This is a genomic window from Sphingomonas oligoaromativorans, from assembly GCF_011762195.1.
In the GTDB taxonomy this organism is placed as follows: Bacteria; Pseudomonadota; Alphaproteobacteria; order Sphingomonadales; family Sphingomonadaceae; genus Solisphingomonas; species Solisphingomonas oligoaromativorans.
Genome location: NZ_JAASQK010000001.1, coordinates 196,701 through 222,138 on the forward strand (window position 1 = coordinate 196,701; position 25,438 = coordinate 222,138).

25 protein-coding genes and 3 tRNA genes are annotated in these 25,438 nt (G+C 69.0%); 21 read left to right on the forward strand and 7 right to left on the reverse strand.

Features of this window, described 5'->3' with window-relative positions; translation table 11 throughout:
• Nucleotides 1-3: 3 nt before the first annotated feature.
• The 3 genes from FHS98_RS01015 to FHS98_RS01025 all read right to left on the reverse strand — a co-directional run bounded on the left by FHS98_RS01015 (nucleotide 4) and on the right by FHS98_RS01025 (nucleotide 4,383).
• Nucleotides 4-2,340: a glycoside hydrolase family 31 protein gene (locus tag FHS98_RS01015; RefSeq protein ID WP_167098510.1), complete on the reverse strand. Its 2,337-nt coding sequence runs from the start codon at nucleotides 2,338-2,340 to the stop codon at nucleotides 4-6.
• Between the two features lie 127 nt (nucleotides 2,341-2,467).
• The gene (locus FHS98_RS01020) at nucleotides 2,468-4,015 is read right to left on the reverse strand and encodes a M56 family metallopeptidase (RefSeq protein ID WP_167098515.1); all 1,548 of its coding nucleotides are present in this window, start codon (nucleotides 4,013-4,015) and stop codon (nucleotides 2,468-2,470) included.
• A complete protein-coding gene (locus tag FHS98_RS01025; RefSeq protein ID WP_167098518.1) occupies nucleotides 4,012-4,383 on the reverse strand; it encodes a BlaI/MecI/CopY family transcriptional regulator in 372 nt (123 codons plus the stop codon). Before FHS98_RS01025 ends, FHS98_RS01020 begins: the two co-directional genes overlap by 4 nt.
• A 159-nt stretch (nucleotides 4,384-4,542) precedes the next feature.
• On the opposite strand from FHS98_RS01025, the gene FHS98_RS01030 reads away from it, so the two are divergent.
• The 5 genes from FHS98_RS01030 to FHS98_RS01050 all read left to right on the forward strand — a co-directional run bounded on the left by FHS98_RS01030 (nucleotide 4,543) and on the right by FHS98_RS01050 (nucleotide 7,254).
• Nucleotides 4,543-4,627, forward strand: a tRNA-Leu gene (locus FHS98_RS01030).
• Nucleotides 4,628-5,069: 442 nt separating this feature from the next.
• Complete coding sequence (locus tag FHS98_RS01035) at nucleotides 5,070-5,585, forward strand: CAP domain-containing protein (RefSeq protein WP_167098521.1); 516 nt, start codon at nucleotides 5,070-5,072, stop codon at nucleotides 5,583-5,585.
• 84 nt (nucleotides 5,586-5,669) lie between these two features.
• A complete protein-coding gene (locus tag FHS98_RS01040) occupies nucleotides 5,670-6,950 on the forward strand; it encodes an AI-2E family transporter (RefSeq protein WP_167100199.1) in 1,281 nt (426 codons plus the stop codon).
• Nucleotides 6,951-6,984: 34 nt separating this feature from the next.
• Nucleotides 6,985-7,061, forward strand: a tRNA-Asp gene (locus tag FHS98_RS01045).
• Nucleotides 7,062-7,177: 116 nt separating this feature from the next.
• A tRNA-Asp gene (locus tag FHS98_RS01050) sits at nucleotides 7,178-7,254 on the forward strand.
• Nucleotides 7,255-7,317: 63 nt separating this feature from the next.
• Here FHS98_RS01050 and FHS98_RS01055 read toward each other — a convergent pair.
• Nucleotides 7,318-7,884 (reverse strand): helix-turn-helix domain-containing protein, encoded by a 567-nt coding sequence (locus tag FHS98_RS01055; RefSeq protein WP_167098524.1) that lies wholly within the window; start codon nucleotides 7,882-7,884, stop codon nucleotides 7,318-7,320.
• 92 nt (nucleotides 7,885-7,976) lie between these two features.
• Between FHS98_RS01055 and FHS98_RS19120 the strand changes: the two genes are divergently transcribed.
• The 10 genes from FHS98_RS19120 to FHS98_RS01105 all read left to right on the forward strand — a co-directional run bounded on the left by FHS98_RS19120 (nucleotide 7,977) and on the right by FHS98_RS01105 (nucleotide 18,541).
• On the forward strand, nucleotides 7,977-8,669 hold the full coding sequence (locus tag FHS98_RS19120) for a DUF6456 domain-containing protein (protein ID WP_208401897.1): 693 nt from the start codon (nucleotides 7,977-7,979) through the stop codon (nucleotides 8,667-8,669).
• Nucleotides 8,670-8,773: 104 nt separating this feature from the next.
• The gene (locus tag FHS98_RS01065) at nucleotides 8,774-9,502 is read left to right on the forward strand and encodes an SIMPL domain-containing protein (RefSeq protein WP_167098527.1); all 729 of its coding nucleotides are present in this window, start codon (nucleotides 8,774-8,776) and stop codon (nucleotides 9,500-9,502) included.
• A gap of 139 nt (nucleotides 9,503-9,641) precedes the next feature.
• Nucleotides 9,642-11,096, forward strand: coding sequence for an AMP nucleosidase (locus FHS98_RS01070; protein ID WP_167098530.1), 1,455 nt, complete (start codon nucleotides 9,642-9,644; stop codon nucleotides 11,094-11,096).
• A 134-nt stretch (nucleotides 11,097-11,230) separates the two neighbouring features.
• On the forward strand, nucleotides 11,231-11,980 hold the full coding sequence (locus tag FHS98_RS01075) for an SDR family NAD(P)-dependent oxidoreductase (RefSeq protein WP_167098534.1): 750 nt from the start codon (nucleotides 11,231-11,233) through the stop codon (nucleotides 11,978-11,980).
• Nucleotides 11,981-12,076: 96 nt separating this feature from the next.
• Nucleotides 12,077-13,963, forward strand: coding sequence for an ABC-F family ATP-binding cassette domain-containing protein (locus FHS98_RS01080; RefSeq protein WP_167098537.1), 1,887 nt, complete (start codon nucleotides 12,077-12,079; stop codon nucleotides 13,961-13,963).
• Nucleotides 13,964-14,099: 136 nt separating this feature from the next.
• Complete coding sequence (locus tag FHS98_RS01085) at nucleotides 14,100-14,540, forward strand: hypothetical protein (protein ID WP_167098540.1); 441 nt, start codon at nucleotides 14,100-14,102, stop codon at nucleotides 14,538-14,540.
• A 141-nt stretch (nucleotides 14,541-14,681) separates the two neighbouring features.
• Nucleotides 14,682-15,827, forward strand: coding sequence for a DNA-packaging protein (locus FHS98_RS01090; protein ID WP_243847797.1), 1,146 nt, complete (start codon nucleotides 14,682-14,684; stop codon nucleotides 15,825-15,827).
• A complete protein-coding gene (locus FHS98_RS01095; RefSeq protein WP_208401898.1) occupies nucleotides 15,772-16,740 on the forward strand; it encodes a GTA baseplate fiber-binding domain-containing protein in 969 nt (322 codons plus the stop codon). The genes FHS98_RS01090 and FHS98_RS01095 overlap by 56 nt, the downstream gene beginning before the upstream one ends.
• A gap of 1 nt (nucleotide 16,741) precedes the next feature.
• Nucleotides 16,742-17,242: a DUF2793 domain-containing protein gene (locus FHS98_RS01100; RefSeq protein WP_167098543.1), complete on the forward strand. Its 501-nt coding sequence runs from the start codon at nucleotides 16,742-16,744 to the stop codon at nucleotides 17,240-17,242.
• A gap of 192 nt (nucleotides 17,243-17,434) precedes the next feature.
• Nucleotides 17,435-18,541 (forward strand): OmpA family protein, encoded by a 1,107-nt coding sequence (locus FHS98_RS01105; protein WP_167100205.1) that lies wholly within the window; start codon nucleotides 17,435-17,437, stop codon nucleotides 18,539-18,541.
• Between the two features lie 186 nt (nucleotides 18,542-18,727).
• Here FHS98_RS01105 and thpR read toward each other — a convergent pair whose 3' ends face one another.
• Nucleotides 18,728-19,279 (reverse strand): RNA 2',3'-cyclic phosphodiesterase, encoded by a 552-nt coding sequence (gene thpR, locus FHS98_RS01110; RefSeq protein WP_167098546.1) that lies wholly within the window; start codon nucleotides 19,277-19,279, stop codon nucleotides 18,728-18,730.
• Between thpR and FHS98_RS18935 the strand changes: the two genes are divergently transcribed.
• A complete protein-coding gene (locus tag FHS98_RS18935; RefSeq protein ID WP_279588246.1) occupies nucleotides 19,278-19,400 on the forward strand; it encodes a hypothetical protein in 123 nt (40 codons plus the stop codon). The genes thpR and FHS98_RS18935 overlap by 2 nt on opposite strands.
• The gene (locus FHS98_RS01115) at nucleotides 19,384-20,127 is read left to right on the forward strand and encodes a Bax inhibitor-1/YccA family protein (protein WP_167098549.1); all 744 of its coding nucleotides are present in this window, start codon (nucleotides 19,384-19,386) and stop codon (nucleotides 20,125-20,127) included. Before FHS98_RS18935 ends, FHS98_RS01115 begins: the two co-directional genes overlap by 17 nt.
• Nucleotides 20,128-20,192: 65 nt before the next feature.
• On the opposite strand, the gene FHS98_RS01120 is transcribed toward FHS98_RS01115, so the two are convergent.
• Nucleotides 20,193-20,822, reverse strand: a complete 630-nt coding sequence (locus FHS98_RS01120; protein WP_167098552.1) for a glutathione S-transferase family protein — start codon at nucleotides 20,820-20,822, stop codon at nucleotides 20,193-20,195.
• A gap of 135 nt (nucleotides 20,823-20,957) precedes the next feature.
• Between FHS98_RS01120 and pip the strand changes: the two genes are divergently transcribed.
• Entirely contained in the window at nucleotides 20,958-21,920 is a 963-nt protein-coding gene (gene pip, locus FHS98_RS01125) for a prolyl aminopeptidase (RefSeq protein ID WP_167098555.1), read from the forward strand.
• Between the two features lie 3 nt (nucleotides 21,921-21,923).
• Here the strand turns inward: pip and FHS98_RS01130 are convergent, their stop codons facing one another.
• Nucleotides 21,924-22,697 (reverse strand): SGNH/GDSL hydrolase family protein, encoded by a 774-nt coding sequence (locus tag FHS98_RS01130; protein ID WP_167098558.1) that lies wholly within the window; start codon nucleotides 22,695-22,697, stop codon nucleotides 21,924-21,926.
• Nucleotides 22,698-22,847: 150 nt separating this feature from the next.
• Here FHS98_RS01130 and FHS98_RS01135 point away from each other — a divergent pair, with 150 nt between their 5' ends.
• From FHS98_RS01135 to FHS98_RS01145, 3 genes are read left to right on the forward strand one after another with little or no spacing between them, the layout of a single operon-like run.
• A complete protein-coding gene (locus FHS98_RS01135) occupies nucleotides 22,848-23,252 on the forward strand; it encodes a hypothetical protein (protein ID WP_167098561.1) in 405 nt (134 codons plus the stop codon).
• A gap of 31 nt (nucleotides 23,253-23,283) precedes the next feature.
• Complete coding sequence (locus tag FHS98_RS01140) at nucleotides 23,284-24,342, forward strand: Gfo/Idh/MocA family oxidoreductase (RefSeq protein ID WP_167098564.1); 1,059 nt, start codon at nucleotides 23,284-23,286, stop codon at nucleotides 24,340-24,342.
• 32 nt (nucleotides 24,343-24,374) lie between these two features.
• A complete protein-coding gene (locus tag FHS98_RS01145) occupies nucleotides 24,375-25,415 on the forward strand; it encodes a substrate-binding domain-containing protein (protein ID WP_167098567.1) in 1,041 nt (346 codons plus the stop codon).
• Nucleotides 25,416-25,438: the final 23 nt, after the last annotated feature.

The following is a 25,438-nucleotide window of genomic DNA, read 5'->3' on the forward strand; positions in this document are numbered from 1 at the left end:
GCGTCACTCGCCCATGATGCGGAGGAGTGACGCCGGGGCCTGACCGGTCGGCAGGGTGCCCGTCGCCGTGAGGCGGCGGGCCTTGTCGTCCCAGTCGAGCGTGGCGGTCTTGCCCGCCCTGGTGCTGACGCCATCGTCGTCGAACAGCGTGAACCGCGCGTCGCGGCCCGGATAGACGCGGATTTCCTCCAGCGGCTGCTTGTTCATCGTGCTCGGCACCTGCGCGCCCATCGGCACGATCGAGCCGGCGCGGACATAGAGCGGGATGCGGTCGATCGGCGCCGCCGCCTCGATCCACTGGCCGCCGGCGATGCGCTTGTTGGTCCACCAGTCATACCAGTCGCTGCCGGTCGGCAGATAGACCTTGCGGGCTGTCACGCCCTGATCGGTGACGGGCGCCACGAGGAAGGCCGAACCCAGCATATATTCGTCGCCGATATTGGCGACCGCCGGGTCGTTCGGGAAATCCATGAACAGCGCGCGCATGAAGGGCGTGCCGGTCTCGCTGGTGTGATGGCCGAGGCTGTAGAGATAGGGGATCAGCGCGTAGCGCAGGCGCAGGAACTTCTCCAGCACCGGCTCCGCCGCCTTGCCGTAGGACCAGAGCGCCGTCGCCGGGCGCTGGCCGTGGATGCGCAGCGTCGGGGTGAAGGTGTTGTATTCGAACCAGCGGGTGAACAGCTCCGGGTAATCCGGGTAATCCGGGTAGTTCGGGTTCGCGGCATCCGATCCGGCCGGATCGAGCAGCAGCGGGCGCTCGGGCGTGTGCGCGCCGGGGGTCTGCCAGCCGCCGGTGTCGCTGCCCCAATAAGCGAGGCCGGTGGCGGTGAAGTTCAGGCCGGTCGGCACCTGGCGCTTCAGCGCCTCCCAGCTCGAATCGACGTCCGACGACCAGAACAGGCAGCCGTTGCGCTGCGCGCCCAGATAGGCGGCGCGGCACAGGATCAGGTTGCGGAAGCCGGGGCGATCCTTGGCCGATCCTTCCGCCACGCTGCTGGTGTGGAGCAGCGGGAAGAGGTTGTGATAACGATCGCCCGAACCGATCGAATAGAAGGCGCCGTCCGGCACCAGATCGGGCTCGGTCTCGTCGAGCCAGAACCAGTCGAATCCCTTGGACGCGATATTGTCGCGGATCTTGCCCCAGAACCACTGGCGGGCCTCAGGATTGGTCGCGTCGAGCAGCGCTCCGGCGCGGTCCGATCGGATCGCGAGGCCGTCGATCGGGTTGCCGTCCTTATCGTGGAGCAGCCATTCCTTCGAGGCGAGGAAGTTGAAGTAGCGCGATTCCTTCTCGAAGCGCGGCCACACCGAGATGATCGAGTGCATCCCCATCGCGTGCAGCTTGGCGTTCATGCCGGCGGGGTCGGGAAAGGCGGTGGGATCGATGTCGAGCTGGCCCATCCGCGTCCAGTAGAACCAGTCGAGCACCATCACGTCGAGCGGCAGCTTGCGCTGGCGATACCCTTCCGCGACCGACATCAGTTCGGCCTGGGTTTCGTAGCGGGCCTTGCTCTGGATGAGGCCGAAGGCGGCCTTGGGCGGCAGCGGGGTCGGGCCGGTCAGCCTGGCGTAGCCGGCGGTGAGATCGTCGCTGGTCGGGCCGGTGACGACGAAGAAGGAGACGCGCTCGCCCACTTCCGAGGTGATGTGCGTCCGGCCGTTGAGCCCGGCGGACACCGTGGTCGCGGCCGGATTGTCCCACAGGATGCCGTAGCCCTTGCTGGAGAGCAGATAGGGCACGCAGACCGTCTCGCCGGCGGGCGCGTCGTAATTGTGGCGGCAATCGATGGTGCGGCCGCGCAGATCGAGGATGCCCTCCTGATTCTGGCCGAGGCCGTAGAAATGCTCGTCCGGCGTTGTCGAGAAGCTGGCGCCGACCCGGAAGGTCTTCTCGCCGTTGACGGTGTGGGGCGCCATGTCCCAGCCGTTCATGGTGACGATCGGCTTGCCGTCCGCGCCCTTGATGATGACGGTCGCGCCGGGGAGAGCGGGCGCGAAATAGCGCTGCATCTGGGTCGGCGGCGTCGGCTGCGGCCCGGTGGCCACGGTGACGTTGAGCTTCGAGGAGGCGAAGACGTCGCCGCTCGCGTCGGTCGAGTGGGTCCAGCCCGTGGCGTCGGCATGGGCGGAGACGCCGTAGCCGGGCTTCCCGGCCGAGAGCGACTCGTCGGTGGCGATCGTCACGCGGACGATGTTGGCGGCATAGGGCTCGACCGAGACGAACGCGCCATAGCGATCGACAGTGGCCATCGGAGCCGCCAGCGCGGCGGTGGAAAGGCCGATAGCGCTAACAGCCGTCGTCAAACTCAGCCAGCGGAGGCGGCGTGTCGTCTCTTTCATGGTCATCCTTGGGCTCGTTGAGGCTCACTTCGCCAAATATCGCATTTATCAGAGAATGCGAGGCAGAAGGGCCGCGACCTTCGGATGGGTTGCACCGGATCGAGGGAGCCGGCGCGGTTCGGCGGGCTTAACGGGCGTCGTTGCGGGCGGCCGCGAGAGCGCGATCACGCTCGGCAAAGGCATGTTCGCGAACCCGCTCGGCGGTCGCCAGCGCACGCTCGCGCTGGGCCTCGGCCTGGGCGAGGGCGCGATCCCGTTCCGCGTCGGCCATGGCCAGCGCCTGTTCGCGCCGCGCCTCGGCCTGCTCCCGCGCGCGCTCGGCGGCGGAGAGCGCGCGGTCCCGCTCGCCCATCGCGTCGCTGACGATCTTGTCGATGTCCCGCCCGCACAGCGCGAGTGTCTGCCAGTCGGCGGTTTCGGAGACGGGCATTCCCTGCGCGCCGCAGGTGGCGGCCATCGCGTGGCGGGTGGAGGCGATCTGCTCCCGCGCCATCATGGGCTCGACCGGGCGGACGGGATGCGCCACGCGGGCGAGGGCGGCGGCACGGTGGGCCTCGGCGACTTCGCGATGGCCTTCCGCGGCTTCGCGGCGTGCTTCGGCGGCCTCGCGGCGGCCTTCCTCGGCGGCGCGGCGCGCTTCCTGACGCGCCTGTTCGGCGTCGGCGCGGATCTGGGCGATGTCGGCCTGCGAGAGGATGGCGGGCTCGGAGACGTTCGCCTCGCCCGAGGCGGTGACCAGCAGCCCGGCGCCGATCGCACCCAGCGCCAGCACACCACCCAGCCACAGCCGGGCCGAGCCGATCGGCCGGCGCGCCATCGTCTGGAGGCGGCGCTTCAGCTCGGCCTTGTGGCTGAGCGCACAGGCCACGCCCGGCATCCGGGCGGACACGGACTTGAGGACGGCGCTGCCATAGGCATGGCGCTCGGCGGCGCTGACGCCCGCCAGCACGGTGGCGTCGCAGGCCAGCTCCTGATCGGCGCGGAACAGCCGATAGGCCTTGTGCGCCAGCGGGTTCCACCAGTGGAGCGCCAGCACGAAGAGCGCGACCAGATTGGCGAGGATGTCGTTACGGTCATGATGCGCGCCCTCGTGCAGCAGAGCGAGGCGCCGCTCGGCCGGGCTGTAGCGTTGCATGAAGTCGGCGGGCAGGAAGATGCGGCGCTTGAGGACACCGGCCGCGACCGGGCCGTCCACCTGCCCGGTGACGAGGATGTCGACCCCGCACTCGCGGGTCAGCAATACGGCCGAGCGCATCGCATGGCGCAGGAAGCCGAAATAGCGCAGCATCTGCCAGCCGAACCACAGCGCCGCGCCGCCCAGCCAGAATGCGATCAGCATCTCGGCATAGGGCAGGTGATACGGCGCGACGACGGGCGGCAGCGATGGAAGCGGCGCCATCGGGGCGAGCGAGATGGTCGGATCGGCGACGATCTTCACGGCGCTCGGATGATCGGCCAGCCCGACGAGCTTATATTGGTGGCCGATATGGAACACGGGCACATAGAGCGTCCGCCAGCCCGGCAGCGATGGCATCAGGAAGCGCAGCGCGGGCAACGCCCACAGCCAGTAGGCCATGCGCGGCCCGAAGGCGGCGGCCGCCGGCTTGCGCAGCGCCAGCACGAGCAGCGCCAGCAGGGTGGTGGCGATCAGGGTCTGAAGGGTCCACTCGGTCACGGGCGCAGCTCCTTGAGGAGGGCTTCCAGCTCGGCGATGTCGTCGGGGGTGAGGCCGTCGCCCTCGGCGAGGTGGGCGACCAGCGGCGCGGCGCGGCCGCCGAAGAGGCGGTCCACCAACCGGCGGGACTCGCCCGCCACATAGCGTTCGCGCGCCACCGCGGGGCGATAGAGATAGCGGCGGCCGTCTTCCTCATGCGCCAGCACGCCCTTGGCGAGCAGCCGGCCGAGCATGGTCTTCACCGTCCGGTCGCTCCATTCGCGGGAGGCGTCGATGCGTTCCGTCACTTCGGCGGCGGTGAGCGGCTCGTTAGCCGACCACAGCGCCTCCATCACGACAAGCTCCGCTTCGCTGATCCGCTCGGACACCGGGCACGACTCCATCGATTACAGGTGTAGTCGTATATGACTACGGATGTAGTCGTCAAGTCCGGCGGGAGAGGCGTCGTTCCATCTGGCGTTCGCCTTCCACCTGTTGCATAGGAGCCCGCGAAGGGCGCTCCGGCGCCGTTCCAGCCGAGCGGCTGCGCGGGCGTGGTGAAATTGGTAGACGCGCCGGACTCAAAATCCGGTTCCGCAAGGAGTGTCGGTTCGAGCCCGACCGCCCGCACCATCGGCCGACCGGGAGTCGGCGCCTTTTCCTTGTTCCTGTCACCCTAAGCCGATGGTCGAACCGTGCCTGTCCTGACGGGCGCGGTAAACGGTCTGTTAACGTCATGGGCTCACAGTCCCTGCCGAAGAGGGTGGCGGTTTGCGAAGATCTGCCCTTGCCCCTCGAACAAGTCGCCAAGTCGGCTTGTGTATCGGTTCGTTGCGTATGTGTCCTTTGCGGAACGGCGGCGGAATGGGATCATGACGATGACATGACCGAACTGCGCGACGAGGCGTGTTCTGCTTGGCCCTGTCGTGCGGCGGAAGGGTTGCAATCTGCAACGTGGGGCTTAGGCGATCCCTGCCTTCGCGCGAACGAGTCGCGGGGTGCGGCGGCGATGGCCCTTCCGGGCCGATGGTCCTGATCGTTGCCGCGGATTTCAACGGAATCGAGGATCGGAACGATGCGCTCTGGCTTCGTGCTGGCGGTGTTGGTGGCTGCGCTCCCTTCGGCGCCGGCCTTTTCGATGGGGATGACGCTCGGCGAGCGGGCGACCGTGCTTGCCGCGCACAACAGCGAGCGCGCCGCCGTCGGCGTGGGGCCGATCCAGTGGAGCGCGAAGCTCGCCGCCGATGCCGAGCGCTGGGCCGTACACCTCGCGCGCATCAACACCATGATCCATTACGGATCGATGGGCGAACCCGACAACGGGGAGGGGGAGAACCTCTTCATGGGCACCGCCCGCGCCTATCGGGTGGACCAGATGATCGGATATTGGTCCGACGAAAAGCGCGTCTTCCGCCGCGTCCGCCGCTGGGACCAGAATGGCCGGACGTTCGAGGCGGTGGGCCACTACACCCAGATGGTTTGGCGCGACACGCGCGAGGTGGGCTGCGCGATCGCCAGCAATTCCCAATATGACTTCCTCGTCTGCCGCTATGCCCGCCCCGGCAACGTGCTGGGGAGCCGCCCCTTTTAAGTCTCGCGCCGACATCGCGAAGCCCGGCCGGTCGTGCTAAGCGCGGACAGGCGGCCGGGCGGCTGGCGGTGGAGCAAGGCGGCGGTGATGGGGCAGTCCAAGGCGGACGGCGTGACGAACGACAATGGGGACGCGGGCGAATTGCCCGACCTCACGGCGTCCGCGCCCGCGCCGGAACCCGCGCCTTCCGTCGCCGAATCGAAGGCGACCGCCGCGGCGGCCGAGGGCGGCTATCATCGCGACCGGCTGCTCGCCTCGATCGCGCTCGCGCTGGGGCTGGGCCTCGCGCTGGCGCTGCCCTTCGCGCTCCGGGCGGGGGCGGAGTTCTTCCTGCCCGTCACCGCCGCGCTGGTGATCGCGATCGCGCTGGTGCCGCCGCTCGAATGGCTGGAGCGGCGCGGCGTGCCGTCGGGGCTGGCGGCCTTCTTCTGCCTGATCTTCTTCCTTGGCATCGCCAATGTCGCGATCGCGGCGATCGTCGTGCCGGCGAGCAACTGGGTCTCGCTGCTGCCCCAGCGGCTGGGCCGCATCCGCACCACGGTGCGCCCGCTGGTCGACGTCTATTCGAGCCTGAACCGATCGATCAACGAGATGGCCAACACCATCGCGCTCCACAAGGCGGCGCACGCCCGCACGGTGACGATCGAGACGCCCAACTCCCTGCTCTCGCTGCTGACCACCTCGGCACCGTTCGCGATCATCCAGATCTTCTTCGCGATGCTGGTGATCTATTTCTTCCTCGCCGGATGGACGCGGGCGCGCCGCCACACCATCACCAGCCGCGCCACCTTCGACAGCGCCATGACGCTGGCGCGCGTGATCCAGGACGTGGTCGACGCGACATCCCGCTACATCGCCACCATCACCACCATCAACGTGACGCTGGGGCTGATCGTGGCGGGGGCCGTCTACCTGCTCGGCCTGCCGACGCCGCTGATGTGGGGCGGGCTGGTCGCGCTGCTCAACTATGTGCCCTATCTCGGGCCGATCGCGGCCGCCGCGCTGCTCGGGCTGGGCGGGCTCATGACCTTCGCCGATCCCTGGGCCGCCGCGATGCCGCCGCTGATCTTCGTCGGGCTCCACCTGATCGAGGCGAACATCGTCACGCCGATGATCGTGGGCCGGAAACTGACGCTCAGCCCGCTGCTGATCCTCGTCGCGCTCAGCTTCTGGGGCTGGGTGTGGGGCACGGTGGGCGCGGTGCTGGCGGTGCCGCTGCTCATCATCATCCACACCGTGCTCGATACGGCGGGCAGGCCGGATATCGCGGGTTTCCTGTTCGAGCGCGGCACGCTGGCGGGGCGGGCGAAGAAAGATTGGGACGGGGCCAACTCGGCCGTTGACAGGGTGGGGAGCGTCCCTTAGAGGCCCCTCCACCCCAGCGATGGGGTGCCAAAGCGCGGGTGTAGCTCAGTTGGTTAGAGCGCCGGCCTGTCACGCCGGAGGTCGCGGGTTCAAGTCCCGTCACTCGCGCCATTTGGTATTGGAGTCTGGGCGCCGCAACCGCCCGGCAGGCTCCCGCCTCCCGGAACAGGATCGGGTATCCCCGGTGCCTTGGAAGGTGTATCGTCCCAGCCGTGGGACGCTGATACGCGGGTGTAGCTCAGTTGGTTAGAGCGCCGGCCTGTCACGCCGGAGGTCGCGGGTTCAAGTCCCGTCACTCGCGCCATTCATGGCAACAGGCGGCCTCGTCGAGAGCCGCCTTTTTTTTGCCCCCCGAAATCCGAATCGTTCAACCGAGCGAGCGCACGAGCCGCGTCGCGACGCCGATCCACGGCGGATCGGCGATCACCTGCTGCCGCCCGCCGCCGGCCAGCGGCAGCACATGCAGCCGATCCGGGTCGCGCCCGATCAGCCGCCCGAACAGGAACCGCCCGGCCGGGCGCGGCAGCAGCACGTCGCGGTTGAGCGCCTGGCCGAACGCATCCGGGGCCAGCCGATCGAGCCAGAGGATATCGCCCGCGCGATAGTCGCCCTGGCCGGCCTCGACGATCAGCGCCAGCGCCCCCGCTTCGGGGCGGGGCGGCGTCACCACCGAGGACTGGCGCGGCGCGACCGCTCCGCCGGCGCCGAGGATCGCGGCGACCGGCAGATCCGCCACATCGGGCAGGCGCACCAGATCGGCGGCTTCCACCCCCAGCGCCTTGGCGATGCGGTTGAGCCAGCCGACCGACACGGTGCGCGTGCCCGTCTCGAGCCGACCGATGGTCTGCGCGGTGGTGGGGGGCTCGCAGTGCTCCGCCACTTCGGCGAGTGTCATGCCCTTGGCACGGCGCACATCGCGGATGCGAGTTATCATACTGCCTCCATAACCGAACCGGTTATTCGCTTTCCTACATCATAGCCTTTGTGGCATCTGATGCCAGCCGGAACGAAAGGAGAACAAAATTCATGATTCGTCCGCTGAGCGTGCAGGGCCAACGGGTAGTCGAGGCGATCGGCGCGGGGAGGCGACTCCGGCGGCGGCCGGGCGGATGGGCGGCGGGGCCTCTGGTCGCGCCGGACAGTCTGATCGCGGATCTGGAGCGCAAGGGGCTGGTCCGCCGCGCGGGTGAGGGGCTGGTGCTGGGCGATGCCGGCCTTGCCTGGTGCTGCCGGCGGGAGGGCGGCGCGAACCGCTTGCTCGCCGAGCGCGCGCTGCCGCAGGACGGGGAGGGGAAGGGCGCGCGCCGGGCGCGGAGCGTCACCGTCAACCTCGCCGAGTCGCCGCTCGGCTGGCTGAAGGCGCGGGGCCTCGTCGACGATCGGCAGTTCGAGGCCGGCGAGCGGCTGCGCGGCGACTGGACGATGGCCGAGATGGCCCCACGCGTGACGATGCGCTGGGACGCGACGCCGCGCTCCCCGACGGCGCGGGGCGCGCCCGATGCGCTCGACCCGACGCTCGCCCAGATCGCGGCGAAGCGGCGGATGGAGGCGGCGCTCGATGCTGTCGGGCCGGGGCTCAGGGATGTGCTCTGGCGGATCGTCTGCGCGGGCGAGGGGATGGAGACGGCCGAACGCGCGCTCGGCTGGCCCGCGCGGGCGGGGCGCGTGGTGCTGACGCTGGCGCTCGATCGGCTGGCGGATTTCTATGGATTGCCCTGATCGCTTGTGGGTGTCCTGGGCGGGCCATAGTTTGCTCGTCCAGGGGGAATTTCCGTGGAGACATGTCTGTGAGTCGAACCGTATCGCCATGTCCGGCGCCGGCGATGGCCGCGCTCCTGCTTGCTGCCTCGGCGCCTGCGATGGCGCAGGAGGCGCCTCCGCCGCCCCGCATCGTGGTGGCCGGCACGGGCATCGTCCGAACTCCGCCCGACACCGCCTCGCTCTCTTTCCATATCCGGGGCGAGGGGGCGACATCCGACGCGGCGGTGCGCGTGCTCGCCAGTCGGCGCGAGGCGATCGAGAGCGGCATCGCCTCGATGACGGGAGGCGCGCCGCTCAGGACCAGCAATCTCTCCGTCGTCGAGGCGCGCGACAAGGAGTGCCAGAACGAATGGCAGGCCCGTGGCCGTCTCTCCGAAGGGGAGTGCGCAGTGCGCGGCTATATCGCCAACATGGATGTGACGCTGAAGTTCAGCCGCGTCGACAAGGCGGGAACGGCGACGGGCCTCATCGCCCGGCTCGGCGGCAGTGAGGTGCAGTTGAGCGGCTTCACCCTGTCCGACGATGCCGAAGCGCGTCGCAAGGCGACGGCCGCCGCGCTGGCCGATGCGCGGGCGCAGGCCGAGGCGATCGCGAAAGGGGCGGGCGTGCGGCTCGGCAATCTCTATTATGTCGGGGACGCCCAGCCGCGCGCTCTCGGGGAGGATGTCGTCGTCAGCGCCATGCGTGCTCCGTCGGCGCCCCCACCACCACCGCCCGTGCCGGTGAAGCTCACGCCGCAACCGGTGGAGACGCAAGTCCGCCTCACCGTCACCTATACCATCGCGCCCTGACCGGACGTGGGAGGCGGCTCGTGCCCGCGCCGTCTCCCCCTTGCCACAATTTTGCGCTAGGGCGGGGAACGGACGGCTAACCGCCGGCCTGCGAGGTGCGAAGCATCCGCCAACAACAAAAGAGAAGGAGACCTTCCGCTTGAACACCACGATCCAGGACATCCCCGCGATCCTCGACGAGCTGATCGAACGCCACGAGCGTTCCGTCACCAATCTGCGTCGCGCGATTGCGGCCTATCTTTCCGACCGGACCCTGCCCGACACCGAGGCGCGCGGTCGCGGCATGTTCGCTTACCCGGAGCTGCGCGTCGATTATGAGGCGGAGGGGCATCCCCGCATCACCCGCGCCTTCGGCCGCCTGAACCAGTCGGGCAGCTATGCGACCAGCATCACGCGCCCCCGCATGTTCCGCCGCTATCTGGAGGACCAGCTCACGCTGCTGGTGCGCGACTATAAGGTGCGCGTGTCGGTCGGCCTGTCGGATCAGGAAATCCCCTATCCCTATGTGCTGGACGGTTCGGACGAGCTGTCGCTCGACGGCGCCGTGCCGCAGGAGCTGGCGCGCTGGTTCCCGAGCGTCCGCCTCTCCGACATCGGCGACGAGATCGCCGACGGCCAGTTCGCGCTCGCCAACGATCCGACCCGGCCGCTCTCGCTGTTCGAGGGGCCGCGCGTGGATTTCTCGCTCGCGCGCCTCAAGCATTATAGCGGCACGCCGGCCGAGGATTTCCGGCCCTACATCCTGTTCACCAACTATATCCGCTATGTCGACGAGTTCGTCGCCTGGGCGCTCGCCGAGCTGAAGAAGCCCGACAGCCCCTATGAGGCGCTCTCGGTCGCGGGGCATGTGCTGGTGACGCGCGACACGCCCAACCCCGAGCGCGCGATCGCCGAAGGGCCGTGGCGCAAGGTGCAGATGCCGGCCTATCACCTGATCGGCCCGAACGGCCGCGGCGTGACGCTGGTCAATATCGGCGTCGGCCCGTCCAACGCCAAGACGATCTGCGACCATCTCGCGGTGCTCCGCCCCGAGGCGTGGCTGATGATCGGCCATTGCGGCGGGCTTCGTCCCTCGCAGACGATCGGCGACTATGTGCTGGCCCACGCCTATCTGCGCGACGATCATGTGCTGGACGACGTGCTGCCGGTGGAGATCCCGATCCCGCCGATCGCCGAGGTGCAGCAGGCGTTGTTCGCGGCGGCCGAGAGCGTCTCGGGCGAGAGCGGCGACGAGCTGAAGCGCCGCCTGCGCACGGGCACCGTCGTCACCACCGACGATCGCAACTGGGAGCTGCGCTACACGCTCTCGGCGCTGCGCTTCAACCAGAGCCGCGCGGTGGCGATCGACATGGAGTCGGCCACCATCGCCGCGCAGGGCTATCGCTTCCGCGTGCCTTACGGGACTTTGCTGTGCGTGTCGGACAAGCCGATCCATGGCGAGATCAAGCTGCCGGGCCAGGCCAACCGCTTCTACGAGCGGGCGATCTCGCAGCATCTGCGGATCGGTCTGGAGACGATCGACATCCTGCGCTCGGAGGGCACCAAGCTCCACTCGCGCAAGCTGCGTTCGTTCGACGAGCCGCCGTTCCGGTAAAGGCTGTTCCCCTCTCCGTGCGGGCCTCGGGGAGGGGGATGGCGAGTTTTTATAACGGCCGGTATAGAAGTCGTTTGGTTGGGGCCGGGCAAGGCGGGTCTATCTCAGCGGCTCCTCTTCTACGGAGCAATATCATGTCCGAATTGTCCAACCGTGTCGCTCTCGTCACCGGCGCGTCGCGGGGCCTGGGCCGCGCGACAGCCCTGCGCCTCGCCGAGCTGGGCGCGCGCGTGATCGTGCATTATGGCGCCAGCCGGGATGCCGCCGATACGCTGGCGGCCGAAATCCGCGCCAAGGGCGGCCAGGCCGATGTGCTCGGTGCCGATCTTGCCGCCCCGGATGGCGGGCATAAGCTGGCCGATGCCGTCAAGGCGCTTGGCATCGCGCGGCTGGACGTGCTCGTCGCCAATGCCGGCATCGCCGAGATGCAGCCGATCGAGACGCAGACGGTCGAATCCTTCGATCGCCAGTTCGCGGTGAACGTCCGCTCGCCTTTCTTCCTCGTCCAGCAACTGCTGCCGATCCTCGGCGAGGGCAGCAGCGTGATCTTCCTCTCCTCGGTGGTCGCACGCGTGGCGTTCGACGGCACGGCCATCTATTCGGCGACCAAGGGCGCGGTCGAGGTGCTGACGCGCAACCTCGCCAAGGAACTGGGGCCGCGCGGCATCCGCGTGAACGCCATCGCCCCCGGCGCGATCGACACCGACATGGCGCAGGACTTCCTCGGCACCGAGGAAAGCCGCGAATTCGTGAAGGGTATGCAGGCGCTGAAGCGAATCGGCCAGCCGGAGGATATCGCCGACGCGGTGGCGCTGCTCGCGTCCGATCGCTCGCGCTGGATCGACGGCCGCTCGATCGAAGTGAGCGGCGGTTCCAACCTCTGATGGCATGGGGCGCGGCGGGGCGTGCGCTCCGCCGCGCAACCGCATCGCCGCATATCGGGCTTGGGCTCGCCGCCGCGCCCTGCTAACCGCGCGGCCATGCTGAGCTTCAAGGACATCACGGTGCGCCTCGGCGGCCGCGCCATCATCGAGGGCGCTTCCGCCGCCATCCCGCAGCGCGCGCGCGTCGGCTTCATCGGCCGCAACGGCGCGGGCAAGTCGACGCTGATGAAGGCGCTCGCGGGCATGATCGAGCCCGACGGCGGCAGCGTCGATATCCCGCGCGGCGCCAGGTTCGGCTATCTGCGGCAGGACGCGCCCGGCGGCCCGATGACGCCGTTCGAGACGGTGCTCGAAGCCGACACCGAGCGCGCCCAGCTCCTCGCCGAGAGCGAGACGGCGCACGACCCGCATCGCATCGCCGAGATCCACGAGCGCCTGAACGCCATCGACGCCCACACCGCGCCTGCGCGCGCGGGGCGCATCCTCAAGGGCCTCGGCTTCGACGACGCGATGCAGGCGCGGCCGATGGAGAGCTTCTCGGGTGGCTGGCGGATGCGCGTCGCGCTCGCCTCGCTGCTGTTCACCGGGCCGGACCTGCTGCTGCTCGACGAGCCGAGCAATCACCTCGATCTCGAAGCGGTGATGTGGCTCGAAGGCTATCTGCGCGCCTATCGCGGCACGATCCTGCTGATCTCCCACGAGCGCGATCTGCTCAACAATGTGGCGGATCATATCCTCCACCTCGATCGCGGGCAGACGACGCTCTATGTCGGCGGCTACGACGCCTTCGAGCGCCAGCGCGCCGAGCGCGCCGCCCAGCAGACCGCCGCCCGCGAGAAGCAGCAGGCCGAGCGCGAGAAGTTGCAGGCCTTCGTCGATCGCTGGAAGGCGAAGGCGTCCAAGGCCAAGCAGGCGCAGAGCCGCGTCAAGGCGCTCGCCCGGATGCAGCCGATCGCGGCGGTGGCGGACGATCCCTCGCTCACCTTCTCCTTCCCGAACCCGGAAGGGCTGCGCCCGCCGCTCCTCACGCTCGACAATGCCAGCGTCGGCTATGAGGCGGGCAAGCCGATCCTGACGCGGCTCGGCATCCGGCTCGACCCGGACGACCGGGTCGCGCTGCTCGGCCGCAACGGCAACGGCAAGTCCACGCTCGCCAAGCTGCTCGCCGGCGAGCTGAAGCCGATGGACGGCGTGATGACCGGCGCGCCCAAGCTCAATGTCGGCTACTTCACCCAGTATCAGGTCGAGGAGCTGGACCCGACCGAGACGCCCGTCGACCTGATGGGCCGCCTCATGAAGGGCGCGACTCCGGTGGCGGTGCGCTCGCAGCTCGGGCGCTTCGGCTTCTCCGGCGACAAGGCGCTGACCAAGGTCGGCAAGCTCTCGGGCGGCGAACGCGCGCGTCTGGCGCTGGCGCTGGTGACGCACTCGGCACCGAACCTGCTCATCCTCGACGAGCCGACCAACCACCTCGACGTCGATACCCGCGAGGCGCTGGTCCAGGCGCTGGCCGAGTTCCGCGGCGCGGTCGTGCTGGTCAGCCACGACAAGCATATGCTGGAGCTGGTCGCCGACCGGCTGCTGCTGGTCGACGGCGGGGCGGTCAAGGAGTTCGACGGGACGCTGGAGGAATATGCGAAGTTCGTGATCTCCGGCGGCAGCGACGCGACCAAGGCGAGCGCGGCCTCGGCGGCGTCCGGCGGCAACCGCAAGGAGGATCGCCGCGCGGCGGCCGAACGGCGCGAGGCGACGCAGGGCCTGCGCAAGCGCGTGAAGGAGGCGGAGACGGAAATCGCCCGCCTCCAGAAGCAGCTCGGCGAGATCGACGAGGCGCTGGCCGGCACGCCGACCCCCACGCTCAAGCTGATGACGATGGGCCAGCTCATGAAGCGGCGCGGCAGCGTCGAGGGATTGCTGGAGGCGGTCGAGGTCGATTGGGTCGAGGCGAGCGAGGCGCTGGAAAGCGCCATGAGTGAAGCATGACGAACCTGTTTGGTGTTTTTCATATTGACAGCGAACCGCTGATGTGACATAAGCGGGGCAAGCTAGAGAATTGCGTTTGGGGCCGGGCGGTGGCGACACCGTGTCCGGCCCTTCGCATGTCTGGAGGGCTTGCCCCATGACCGTGACGAAGAAGAAAGCGCCGCGTCGCTGGACGCAGGCGCGCCAGCGGACCTTCCTCGAAACGCTGGCCCAGACGTCCAACGTCGCCGCTTCCGAGCGCAAGGCGAAGATGCCGGTGGGCAGTGCGTATCGCGAACGCCGCCGCTCGCCAGGCTTCGAAGCGGCGTGGCGGGAGGCGCTGGCGGAAGGCTATGCGCGGCTCGAGCACACCATGCTGGAACGCGCGCTGCTCGGCATCACGCGGCGGGTGAAGAAATCCGAGGATGGCAGCGAGACGGTCGAATATTCGGACCGGCTCGGCATGGCGCTGCTGACCGCGCACCGGGCCTCCGCGATGGCGGCGCGGCCGGGCGTGCGCGAGGAGGGGGAGAATGCCCGCGACTGGCTCGCGCGCAAGCTCGCCGAGATGCATCGGCGGCTGGGCGAGGAGGGGTGAGGGCGCCTCTCCGTTCCCTTCCGTCATGCCGGACTTGATCCGGCATCCAGAGCCTCGGGCGGTATCGCTTGTAACTCTGGACCCCGGATCAAGTCCGGGGTGACGCGAAGAATATAGCAGCCGAAAGAGAGGAGAAGCCGGATGACGCGGAGCGAGACGCACACCGCCGCCGATCTCGCGCGCCTGCCCGATACGGAGCGGGCGCGGATGCTGCGGCTGATGCCGGTGGCGCAGGCCGAGGCGCTTCGATCGGACTGGCGCTTCTGGGCGAGGCCGGAGCAGCTTGCGCCCGACCATGACGATTGGCGCATCTGGCTGCTGCTGGCGGGGCGCGGCTTCGGCAAGACGCGGGCCGGGGCGGAGTGGGTGCGCTCCATCGCCGAAACCGACGGCGGCGCCCGGATCGCGCTGGTGGGCAGCACGCTGGCCGAGGCGCGGGCGGTGATGGTGGAGGGGGAAAGCGGCCTTCTCGCGATCGCGCCCGACGCCGCCCGCCCGGTGTGGGAGCCGTCGCTGCGGCGGCTGACATGGCCGAACGGCGCGATCGCGACCCTCTACTCCGCCGCCGAGCCCGAGAGTCTGCGCGGGCCGCAGCACAGCCATGGCTGGTGCGACGAGATCGCCAAATGGCCGCACGGCCCGATGGCGTGGGACAATCTGATGCTGGGCCTGAGGCTGGGCAAGCGGCCCCGCGTCGTCGCGACCACCACGCCGCGCCCGGTGCCGTTGGTGCGGGCGCTGGTCGGACGGGGGGATGTCGCGGTCACCGGCGGGCGGAGCGTGGATAACCGCGCGAACCTGCCGCCGGATTTCCTGGGCGCGGTCGAGCAGGCCTATGGCGGCACGCGCTTCGGGCGGCAGGAGCTGGACGGCGAGCTGATCGAGGAGGTCGAGGGCGCGCTCTGGAGCCGCGAGCTGATCGAGCGCTGCCGGGTGCGCGCGGCGCCGGAGGCGGTCCGCGTCGTGATCGGGGTCGATCCCCCGGCGGGCGCTGGCGAGGGTTCGGATGCGTGCGGGATCGTGGTTGCCGCGCTCGATGCGGAGGGCGTCGGCCATGTGATCGAGGATGCGAGCGTGCAGGGGCTCGGGCCGGAGGGCTGGGCGCGCGCCGTGGCGTCGGCCGCCGAGCGACACCGCGCCGATCGGATCGTCGCCGAGGCGAACAATGGCGGGGCGATGGTTGAAAGCGTGCTGCGCGCGGCGGACTCGCGGCTGCCCGTTCAGCTCGTCCATGCGCGGCAGGGCAAGGCGGCGCGGGCCGAGCCGGTGGCGATGCTCTACGCGTAACCTCGCGCTGCTCGACCTGCCCTCGCTCGGCCATGACGCGCCATCGAGCGCCGCGCTGCTGATCGCGGCGGCGGGCGCCTCGGCCGGCTGGCGCGGGGCGACGCTGCTGGCGAGCCTCGACGACGGCGCAAGCTGGCAGGCGATCGGGCAGACGGCTCCGCCGGCGGTGATGGGCACGGCGCGGACGGCGCTCCGGCCCGGCGGCGCGATGCTGCGTGACATGGTGTCGACGGTCGATGTCGAACTGCTCAACGATGCGATGGCGCTCATGGGCAGCGACGCCGTGGGGGCATCGGCCTCGGCCAATCTGGCGCTGATCGGCGACGAGCTGGTCCAGTTCGCCTCCGCGCAGCAGATCGGGCCGCGCCTGTTCCGGCTTTCGGGCCTTCTGCGTGGACGGCGCGGGAGCGAATGGGCGACGGCCGGCCATGTCGCGGGCGAAAGCTTCGTGCTGATCGAGCCGGACAAGCTCTTCTCCTGGACGCTTCCGGCCGGGCAGACCGGCGGGACGATCCGCATCGCCGCGAGCGGGATCGGCGACGAGGCGGCGAGCGAAGCGGATATCCTCTTCCAGGCCCGCGCCCTCCGCCCGCCCGCGCCGGCGGCGCTCACCGCGACGAGAGAGGCCGATGGCTCGATCCAGATCGGCTGGACGCGCCGGAGCCGCATCGGCTGGGACTGGCTCGACGACACCGACGCGCCGCTCGCCGAGGAGAGCGAACGGTATCGCCTCACCGCCGGCCGCTCCGGCCCGATGCCGCTGATGCTGGAGACGGCGGCCCCCTCGGCGACGCTTTCGGCCGCCGATCTCGCGGGGCTGGGGCAGGGCGCGCTCCTCCTGTCGGTCGCGCAGGTGGGCACCAGTGCCGCCTCGCTGCCGCCCGCCACCTTCACCTTGTCGCTGGGAGACTGAGATGTCCGACGCCACCGCCCGCCTCGCGCTGCCCTTCATCGCGCCCGGTCAGGCGCAGAAGGAACTGTTCCACAACGAAGCCCTGACCCGCATCGACGCGCTGCTTCAGGCCGCGGTGGAGGCGGTGGCGGTGGACGACCCGCCTTCGGCCCCGGTTCCGGGGCAGTGCTGGATCACCGGCGCGGCCCCCACGGGCGCATGGGCCGGTCAGCCGGATGCGCTGGCCAGTTGGACGGAGGGCGGATGGCGCTTCGTCGCGGGCAGGGCGGGGATGATCCTTTGGTCGAATGCCGACAAGCTGTTCGTCTGGTTCGATGGCGCGCTGTGGAGGATGGGCGATGTCGTCGCCCAGCGGGTTATCGTCGGAGGACGGCAAGTGGTGAGTGTGCAACAGTCGGCCATCGCGGACCCCGCCGGAGGAACCGTTTCGGACGCAGAATCGCGGGCTGCGATCGTTGCGATCCTCGCTGCGCTCAGAAACCACGGTCTCGTCGCGATCTGATTTTTTTGCGACGGGGGGAAACCGATTGGCGATCGATGGGTTTTCGGGAAGTCTGCCGGGGAGGACATCAACGACGGCCATTCGAGTGTGGCGAATGTGCAACAGGTGCCGAATATGCGCGCTTGCGCGGATATTCCTCATTGGTTAGGCTTTTTTCGTTCCCAGTCGGGAATTGATAGAAAGGGGATTAATATGCAGCGGAAGCTCGCCCTTGTTGTGGCGCTGGCCTCCACCGCGTTGGCCGGTCCCGCCTTCGCGAAGGACAAGGCGTGGTATGTGGGTGTCGAAGGCGGCGCAATGCTCGTCGAAGACTCGCACTACAGCATTGGATCGACCAGTGGCGCCCTCAAGGTCGACCAGAAGGTCGGCTTCGACGTCGACGGCGTCGCGGGTTATGATTTCGGTCCTGTCCGCGTGGAAGGCGAAGTCGGCTACAAGCGTTCCGAAGTCGAGAAGCTGACCAACACGATTGCCGTCGGCGGCGCGCTGCCGGGCGAGTATAAGAACTCGCGCACCGGCAACACCAGCGCTCTCAGCTTCATGGTCAACGCTCTGCTCGACTTCGGTGACGAGAAGGGCATCAGCGGCTACGTCGGCGGTGGTGCCGGTGTCGCCCGCGTGAAGGCCGATTCCTGGCGCTTCGGTGCCGACTTCCCGGATCTGGTCGACGACAGCAGCACGCGCTTCGCGTGGCAGGCGATCGCCGGCGTCCGCGCGCCGGTCACCGACAAGATCGACGTGGGTCTGAAGTATCGCTTCTTCAACGTCCGCAACGTCAAGCTGACGGACCTCGACGGCGAGCAGACCAAGGGTCGTTTCCGGTCGCACAGCCTTCTGGCGAGCGTGATCTTCAACTTCGGCGAACCGGCTGCTCCGCCGCCTCCGCCGCCTCCGCCGCCGCCGCCTCCGCCGCCTCCGCCGCCGCCTCCGCCGCCGCCGCCTCCGCCGGCGAACCCGGGTCCGTTCATCGTGTTCTTCGACTGGAACAAGTCGGATATCACGCCGGAAGCGGCTTCGATCCTCGACAACGCCGCCGCTGCCTATGCGCAGACCGGTTCGGCTTCGGTCATGCTGGCCGGCTACACCGACACGTCGGGCACGCCGAAGTACAACATGGGCCTGTCGCAGCGTCGCGCGGACTCGGTGAAGTCGTACCTCGCGGGCAAGGGCGTGCCGGACACGGCGCTCCAGACCCAGGCCTTCGGCGAAACGCACCTCCTGGTGCAGACCGCCGATGGCGTGCGCGAGCCGCAGAACCGTCGCGTGGAAATCACCTTCGGTCCGGGTTCGGGTCAGTAAGGTCTTCCCGCGAGGGCCTCTTTACGAGGCTCGACGGAAAAGAGGGGAGTCGGCTTTATGCCGGCTCCCTTTTTTTGTGCGTCGGGTTTGGAGTGACGGGCGCGCGATAATCGCAGGAGGGTGCTCCGAACGCCGAGGCGGGAGCGGTTGTCGGAGAGTCGGGAGGCTTCGCGGTCCGACCTGTCGTCAGGTCTCGACCGGATCGAGCGGATAGCGCGCGATCGTATCGTAGACGGCGCCTTCGGAGCCCAGATGGCTTTCGAACAGCTCGAAGCTGGTGACCGCGAACGGATCGAGCGACGGCGCGACGATTCCGGCCGCTGCATCCGGTGGCGGCGCGGCGCTGCGGGCGAAGCGGGCGAGGGTGATGTGGGGCAGGAAGGCGCGGCCATCCGGCGCGACTCCGGCCTGAGCGAGCGTCCGGTCGATCTTGTCGTGGAGCGCCTTGATCCGCTCTCGGGGCTGCACGCCGATCCACAGCGCGTCGACCCGGCCATTGCGCTCGAACGTGCCGCTCTCCGTCAGCGTCAGCGGGAAGCCGGGGTGGCGGATATGGCCCAGCGAAGCGGCGATATCCTCGGCCCGGTGACGGTCCACCTCGCCGATGAAACGCAGCGTGATATGGAGCTGTTCGTCGCTCTGCCAGCGGGCGCCGGGCACGCCACCCATCGCCCTCAGCAAAGCCCCGCGTACCGCCGCCGGCGGCCTCAACGCGACGAAAAGGCGGTGATGCGCCATGCTCCTCCTTCCGGCTCTGGTCCGGTTTCGCTTGAAAGCCGGACCGGGAAGCCTGATATTGCCGGTGTCGACGCTGATCGTCGATGGCAAGGAGAGTATCTTCGATGGCGAACTGGTCTGACCCCCGGACGACCGCGGTGCCTCGCGCTGCGACGGGCGCCCGTGAGGCGGCGTTCGACGCAGGGCTGCGGTCCTACATGCTGTCCGTTTACAATTACATGGCCTCGGGCGTGCTGCTGACCGGCATCACCGCGATGCTGTTCGCGCGCGGCGGTGCGGACTCGATGGCCGCGCAGCTCTTCATGCAGGGCGGCCTGCTGCGCTTCCTGGTAATGCTCGCGCCGCTGGGCGTCGTGATGTGGCTGAGCTTCGGCATCAACCGCATCTCGGAAGGCACCGCCAAGGCGCTGTTCTGGGCCTATGCCGTGCTGATGGGCCTGTCGCTGTCGACGATCCTGCTGGTCTATACCGGCGGTTCGGTCGCGCAGGCCTTCTTCGCGACGGCGGCGAGCTTCGCGGCGCTGAGCCTGTTCGGCTATACCACGAAGAAGGATCTGTCGGCGTTCGGCACCTTCCTCATCATGGGCGTGTTCGGCCTGATCGTGGCGATGCTCATCAACATGTTCGTCCACTCGTCGGCGATGAACCTGCTGATCTCGGCCGTGGGCGTGCTGCTGTTCGCGGGCCTCACCGCTTATGACACGCAGCGCATCAAGAGCGGCTATTTCGCGGTGCGCGGCACGGCCTATGCCGGCAAGTCGGCGGTGATGGGCGCGTTGCAGCTCTATCTCGACTTCATCAACCTGTTCCTCTTCCTGCTGCGCTTCATGGGCAACCAGCGCAACTGATCGGGGCTCAGGCCTGAATGCGAAAAGGCCCGGCGGATCGCTCCGCCGGGCCTTTTCCGTATGGATCAGCCGGCCGGCGCGGGCGCGGGCATGAGGGCGTCATCGATCTCCACGGCGCGCTTGTAGGCGGGGCGCTCGGAGAGCCTCGCGACATAGGCTTCGAAGGTCGGCCGCTTCTCCACCGTGCCGAACATCATCCCCCAGTTGAGCTGCGCGCCGACATAGCAGTCCGCCGCGGTGAAGCGGTCGGCGGCGATATAGTCCCGCCCGTCGAGCGCGCCTTCCAGCGCGTCGAGCATACAGGTCATGGTGCCGTAGCCGACCATCCGTTCGCGCTCGGCCGGCACCTCGACCTGGAGCGCCTTGATGGTGACGGCCTGCTCTACCGGCCCGGCGGCGAAGAACAGCCAGCGATAATAACGGGCGCGATCCTGCGGCGGGGGCGCGAGCCCGGCCTCGGGGAAGGCATCGGCCAGATAGGCGCAGATCGCGGCGCATTCGGTGATGGTCTGCCCGCGATGGGTGATCGCCGGAACCTTGCCCATCGGGTTGATCGCCAGATAGGCGGCGCCCTTCATCGAGGCGGCATATTCGAGGACTTCGGTGCGATAGGGCTGGCCGACCTCTTCGAGCATCCATCGCGCGATCCGCCCGCGCGACATGGGATTGGTGTAGAAGACGAGTTCGTCGCTCATGCTGCTGCTCCCTCAACGGGTGCCGAGTCCGCCCGGCGTGGCGCGATGCTAGTCCCCGGCGGGGAACGGCGGCAAGCGCACTTGGCGAACGCCGCGCGCTCTGCGATGCCGGGCGACGCTTCAGGAGATTCCCGCATGACCGAGACGCTGCGCCAGCCCTATGCGCCGATCGAGCCCTATGCCTCCGGCCTGCTCGACGTGGGCGACGGGCATCGCGTCTATTGGGAGCGGGTAGGCAAACCGGGCGGCATTCCGGCGGTGTTCCTGCATGGTGGGCCGGGCGGCGGGTGCAGCCCGGCGCATCGTCAGCTCTTCGACCCGGCGCGCTACGACGTGCTGCTGTTCGATCAGCGCGGCTGTGGGCGCTCCGAGCCCCATGCCGAGCTGGAGGCCAACACCACCTGGCATCTCGTCGCCGACATCGAGCGGCTGCGGGAGATATGCGGGCATGAGGCATGGCTGGTGTTCGGCGGAAGCTGGGGCTCGACGCTCTCGCTCGCTTATGCCGAGACGCATCCGGGGCGCGTGTCCGAGCTGATCCTGCGCGGCATCTTCCTGCTGCGTCGGATGGAGGTGGACTGGTATTATCAGGGCGGGGCGGCGTGGCTCTTCCCGGACAAGTGGGAGCGTTTCCTCGCCCCCATCCCCGAGGCCGAGCGCGGCGACCTGCTCGAAGCCTTCCGCAAGCGGCTGACCGGCGACGACGAAGGCGAGAAGGTCTCGGCCGCCCGCGCCTGGGCGCAGTGGGAGGGCGAGACGATCACGCTGCTCCCCGATCCGGCGACCTCGGGCGGCTTCACCGAGGAGCAGTTCGCAATCGCCTTCGCGCGGATCGAGAATCATTATTTCGTCAACAAGGGCTGGATGGACGAAGGCCAGCTCCTCCGCGACGTCCACAAGCTGAAGGGCATTCCCGGCACCATCGTGCAGGGTCGCTACGATACCGCGACGCCGGTGCGCAGCGCCTGGGATCTCCACCGCGCCTGGCCCGAGGCGGAGTTCCACCTCATCCCGGATGCGGGCCATGCGTACAGCGAGCCCGGTATCCTCGACCGGCTGATCCGCGCGACCGACGCCCACGCGGATCGGCACGGCTGACGATCAGGGCCTGGCGGCGATGGCGATCGGCTTGGGCGCGGGCCTGGCCAGCGCTTGCGCGATCGCCTTCCGCGCGATCGGGATCATGACGGCGTAGCCATCCTTGTTGGGATGGACGCCGTCGAGGGTCCACGCGCTGCGGAAGCCGCCCTGACCGTCCTGAAGCGCGGTCCAGTAGTCGGCATAGGTCGAGCCCGTCTCGGCGGCGTACTGCTTCAGCCACGCGTTGATCGTCTCGATCTTCTCGGTGACGGCGAGGCCCGGCCGCCACGGGAAATGCGAGGACGGTGGGATCGAGGCGATAATCACGCGCACGCCATGCGCCTGCGCCAGCTCGGTCATGGAGCGGAAGTTCGCCTCGGTCTGCTCGATGGTCATCGGGCCTGTGTTGCTGGCGATATCGTTGGTGCCGGCCATGATCTGGACGACCGCCGGGTGGAGATCGAGCACGTCCTGCCGGAAGCGCAGCAGCATTTGCGGCGTCGTCTGCCCGCTGATGCCGCGGCCGACGCGGCCGACGGTGAAGAACTCCGGCACCTGATCGAACCAGCCCTGCGTGATCGAATCGCCCATGAAGACGACGCGCGGTTCCTTGGTGCGGGCGGGCAGCGCCGCATTGGCGGCCTGATATTTGCCGAGCCATGCCCAATCGGTGTGGAGGCGCTCTTCGTTTTCCTTCGCCCACTGGTCCTTCTGGGCCTGAGTCGGCTCGGCGGCGTGGGCCGCGATCGGGGCGAGCGCCATCGCGGCGGCAAGGGCAAGGCGGCGGAGGATCATCGGCTGGTCTCCAACGGAGGAAGCAAGGCAGGCCGAGAGATGCTCGACCGTTCCGGCGAAGGCAACCATGGTGGCCCGATTTATATGATATGATCCGGCCATGCCCCGTTCAGGGCGGGGCGCGTACAGGGGATGCGGAGGAACAGGCCGATGAACATGCTTCGCTGGAGCGTCATCCTTCCTTGCGCGCTGCTCGCGGTGGCGGCCAAGGCGCCGGATGCGCCGCGTCCGCCGGGCGCGATCTCGTGCATCGACGGCCAGCGCTACACCGGCCATCGATCGGAGGGGAAGGACACGATCATCTTCACCTCGGGCCTGCGTGCCTATCGCAACCATCTGCGCACCGAATGTCCGGGGGTGGAGCGGCTCAACAGCAGCTTCGGCGCGCTGGAGACGGAGCCGTGGGGATCGCAGCTCTGCGAGGGCGATTTCGTCCGCGTGTTCGATACGACGGCGGTACAGACGGTGGGCATCCAGGCCTATCCGCGCTGCGTGCTCGGCTGGTTCGAGCCGATGCCCAACACGCCGAAGCAATCCAAACCCTCCAAGCCTTGACGGACTCGCCTGGGCGCGCCCAACTGGCGGCATGACGACATCCTCCCCGATCGGGGTCGGGCTGGTGGGCTATGGCCTTGCCGGCGCGGTCCTTCATGCGCCGATCATCGAGGCGCTTCCCGATTATCGCATCGCTGCCGTGATGACCTCGCGGCCCGAGGCCGCCGAGCGGCGCGACCGGCCGCAGGTCGTCTCCGACATCGACGCGCTGCTGGCGATCGACGCGGTGGAGCTGATCGTGGTGGTGACGCCCAACGATCTCCACGCCGCCCATGCGGAGGCGGCGCTGCGGGCGGGGCGGCATGTCGTGGTCGACAAGCCGATGGCGCCCAGCCTCGCCGAATGCGACAGGCTGATCGATGTCGCGGCGGAGACGGGAAGGCTGCTCAGCGTCTATCATAATCGCCGGTGGGACGGGGACTATCTCGCCGCACGCGCGATCGCGGCGAAGGAGCCGGTCGCGCTCTACGAAGCGCGCTGGGATCGTTTCCGGCCCGAAGCTGCGGCGGTGTGGCGCAACACGCCGAGGCCGGGGGCGGGGCTGCTCTGGGATCTGGGGCCGCATCTGATCGATCAGGCGCTCGGCCTGTTCGGCTGGCCCGATGCGATGGCGGCCGATGTCGCCACCCAGCGCAGCGGCGCCGGGGCGGACGATTATTTCGAGCTGACGCTGCATTATGGCGAGGCCCGCGCCATCCTCTCCGCCTCGACTCTGGTCGCCGCGACGCGGCCGCATATGGCGCTGCACGGAACGGGCGGGAGCTGGTGGACCGAAGGGCTCGATCCGCTGGAGGCGGCGCTCCGGGCCGGGGAGAGCCCCTCGCGGCCGGGCTTCGCGCAGGGTCTGCCGCCGATCCCCGCCTATCGCGCGACCAAGGATGGCGAGCGGCTGGAGGCCCCGGTTCCGGCGGGCGATCCCTATGGTTTCTATCGCGCGATGGCGGCCGCGATCCGCTCCGGCGGGCCGCTTCCGGTCGATCCGGTGGAGGCGCGGGACGTGGTGGCGATGATCGCCGCCGCCCATGCCGGCGAGGCCCTGCCGACACCGCGTGGCGCGCGGCGCTTGCCTGTAGCCGTCCGACAGGGCTAATTGCCCACAGGAGAGCCAGAACGGGGACAAGGGTGGCAAGAAAACCAGCGACGCGACACTCCACCATCACCGATGTCGCGGATGCCGCCGGCGTATCGATCAAAACGGTATCGCGGGTCTTCAACAACGAGCCCAACGTCCGCCCGCTGACGCGCGATCGCGTGCTCGCGGCGGCGACGGAGCTGGATTACCATCCGAACGTGGCGGCGCGCAGCCTTGCAGGGCGGCGCTCCTTCCTGATCGGGCTGGCCTATGAAAACCCCAGCCCCAACTATGTCGTCGATCTCCAGACCGGCGCGCTCGACCGGCTGCATGGCGAGCGATACCGGCTGCTGGTGCTGCCCTTCGCCGATGCGGCGACGGCGTCCGGCAAGATGCAGGCGATCGCGCGCGCCTCGGGTCTGGACGGCGTGGTGCTGGCGCCCCCGCTCTGCGACGATGCCGCGACGGTGGCGGAGCTGGAGGCCTGCGGGCTGCCTTATGCCCGCATCGCGCCGACCAGCGGCGGCAGCCAGGCGCCCGACGTCGCGATGGACGATCGCCACGCGGCTCGCGCCGTGGTCGATCATCTCGCGGCTCTGGGCCACAAGCGCATCGGCATCGTGCGCGGCCACGTCACCCATGCTTCGGCGATGGCGCGCTTCGAGGGCTATCGCGCCGGTCTGGAAGCGCATGGCCTGCCGATCGACGCCGATCTGGAGACGCAGGGCGCCTATACCTTCCTTTCGGGCTATGAGGCGGGGCGCAAGCTTCTGGCGCTGAAGGATCGGCCCACCGCGATCTTCGCCTGCAACGACGACATGGCGGCGGGCGTGCTCAACGCGGCCTATGAAGCGGGCGTGTCCGTGCCGGGCGATCTCTCGGTGGTCGGCTTCGACGACAGCAATATCGCGTCGGTGGTCTGGCCGCGCCTCACCACCATCCACCAGCCGATCCGCGACATGGCGCGCGAGGCGACCGGCGCGCTGCTCGCGTTGCTGGAGGACGAGGAGGTGCCGCCGCACCGGATGCTGCCCTATCAGCTCGTCGTGCGGGGCTCGACCGGCCCGGTGCGGGAGAAGGCGATCCGTTAAGATTGACAGCGGCGTCAGCGCCT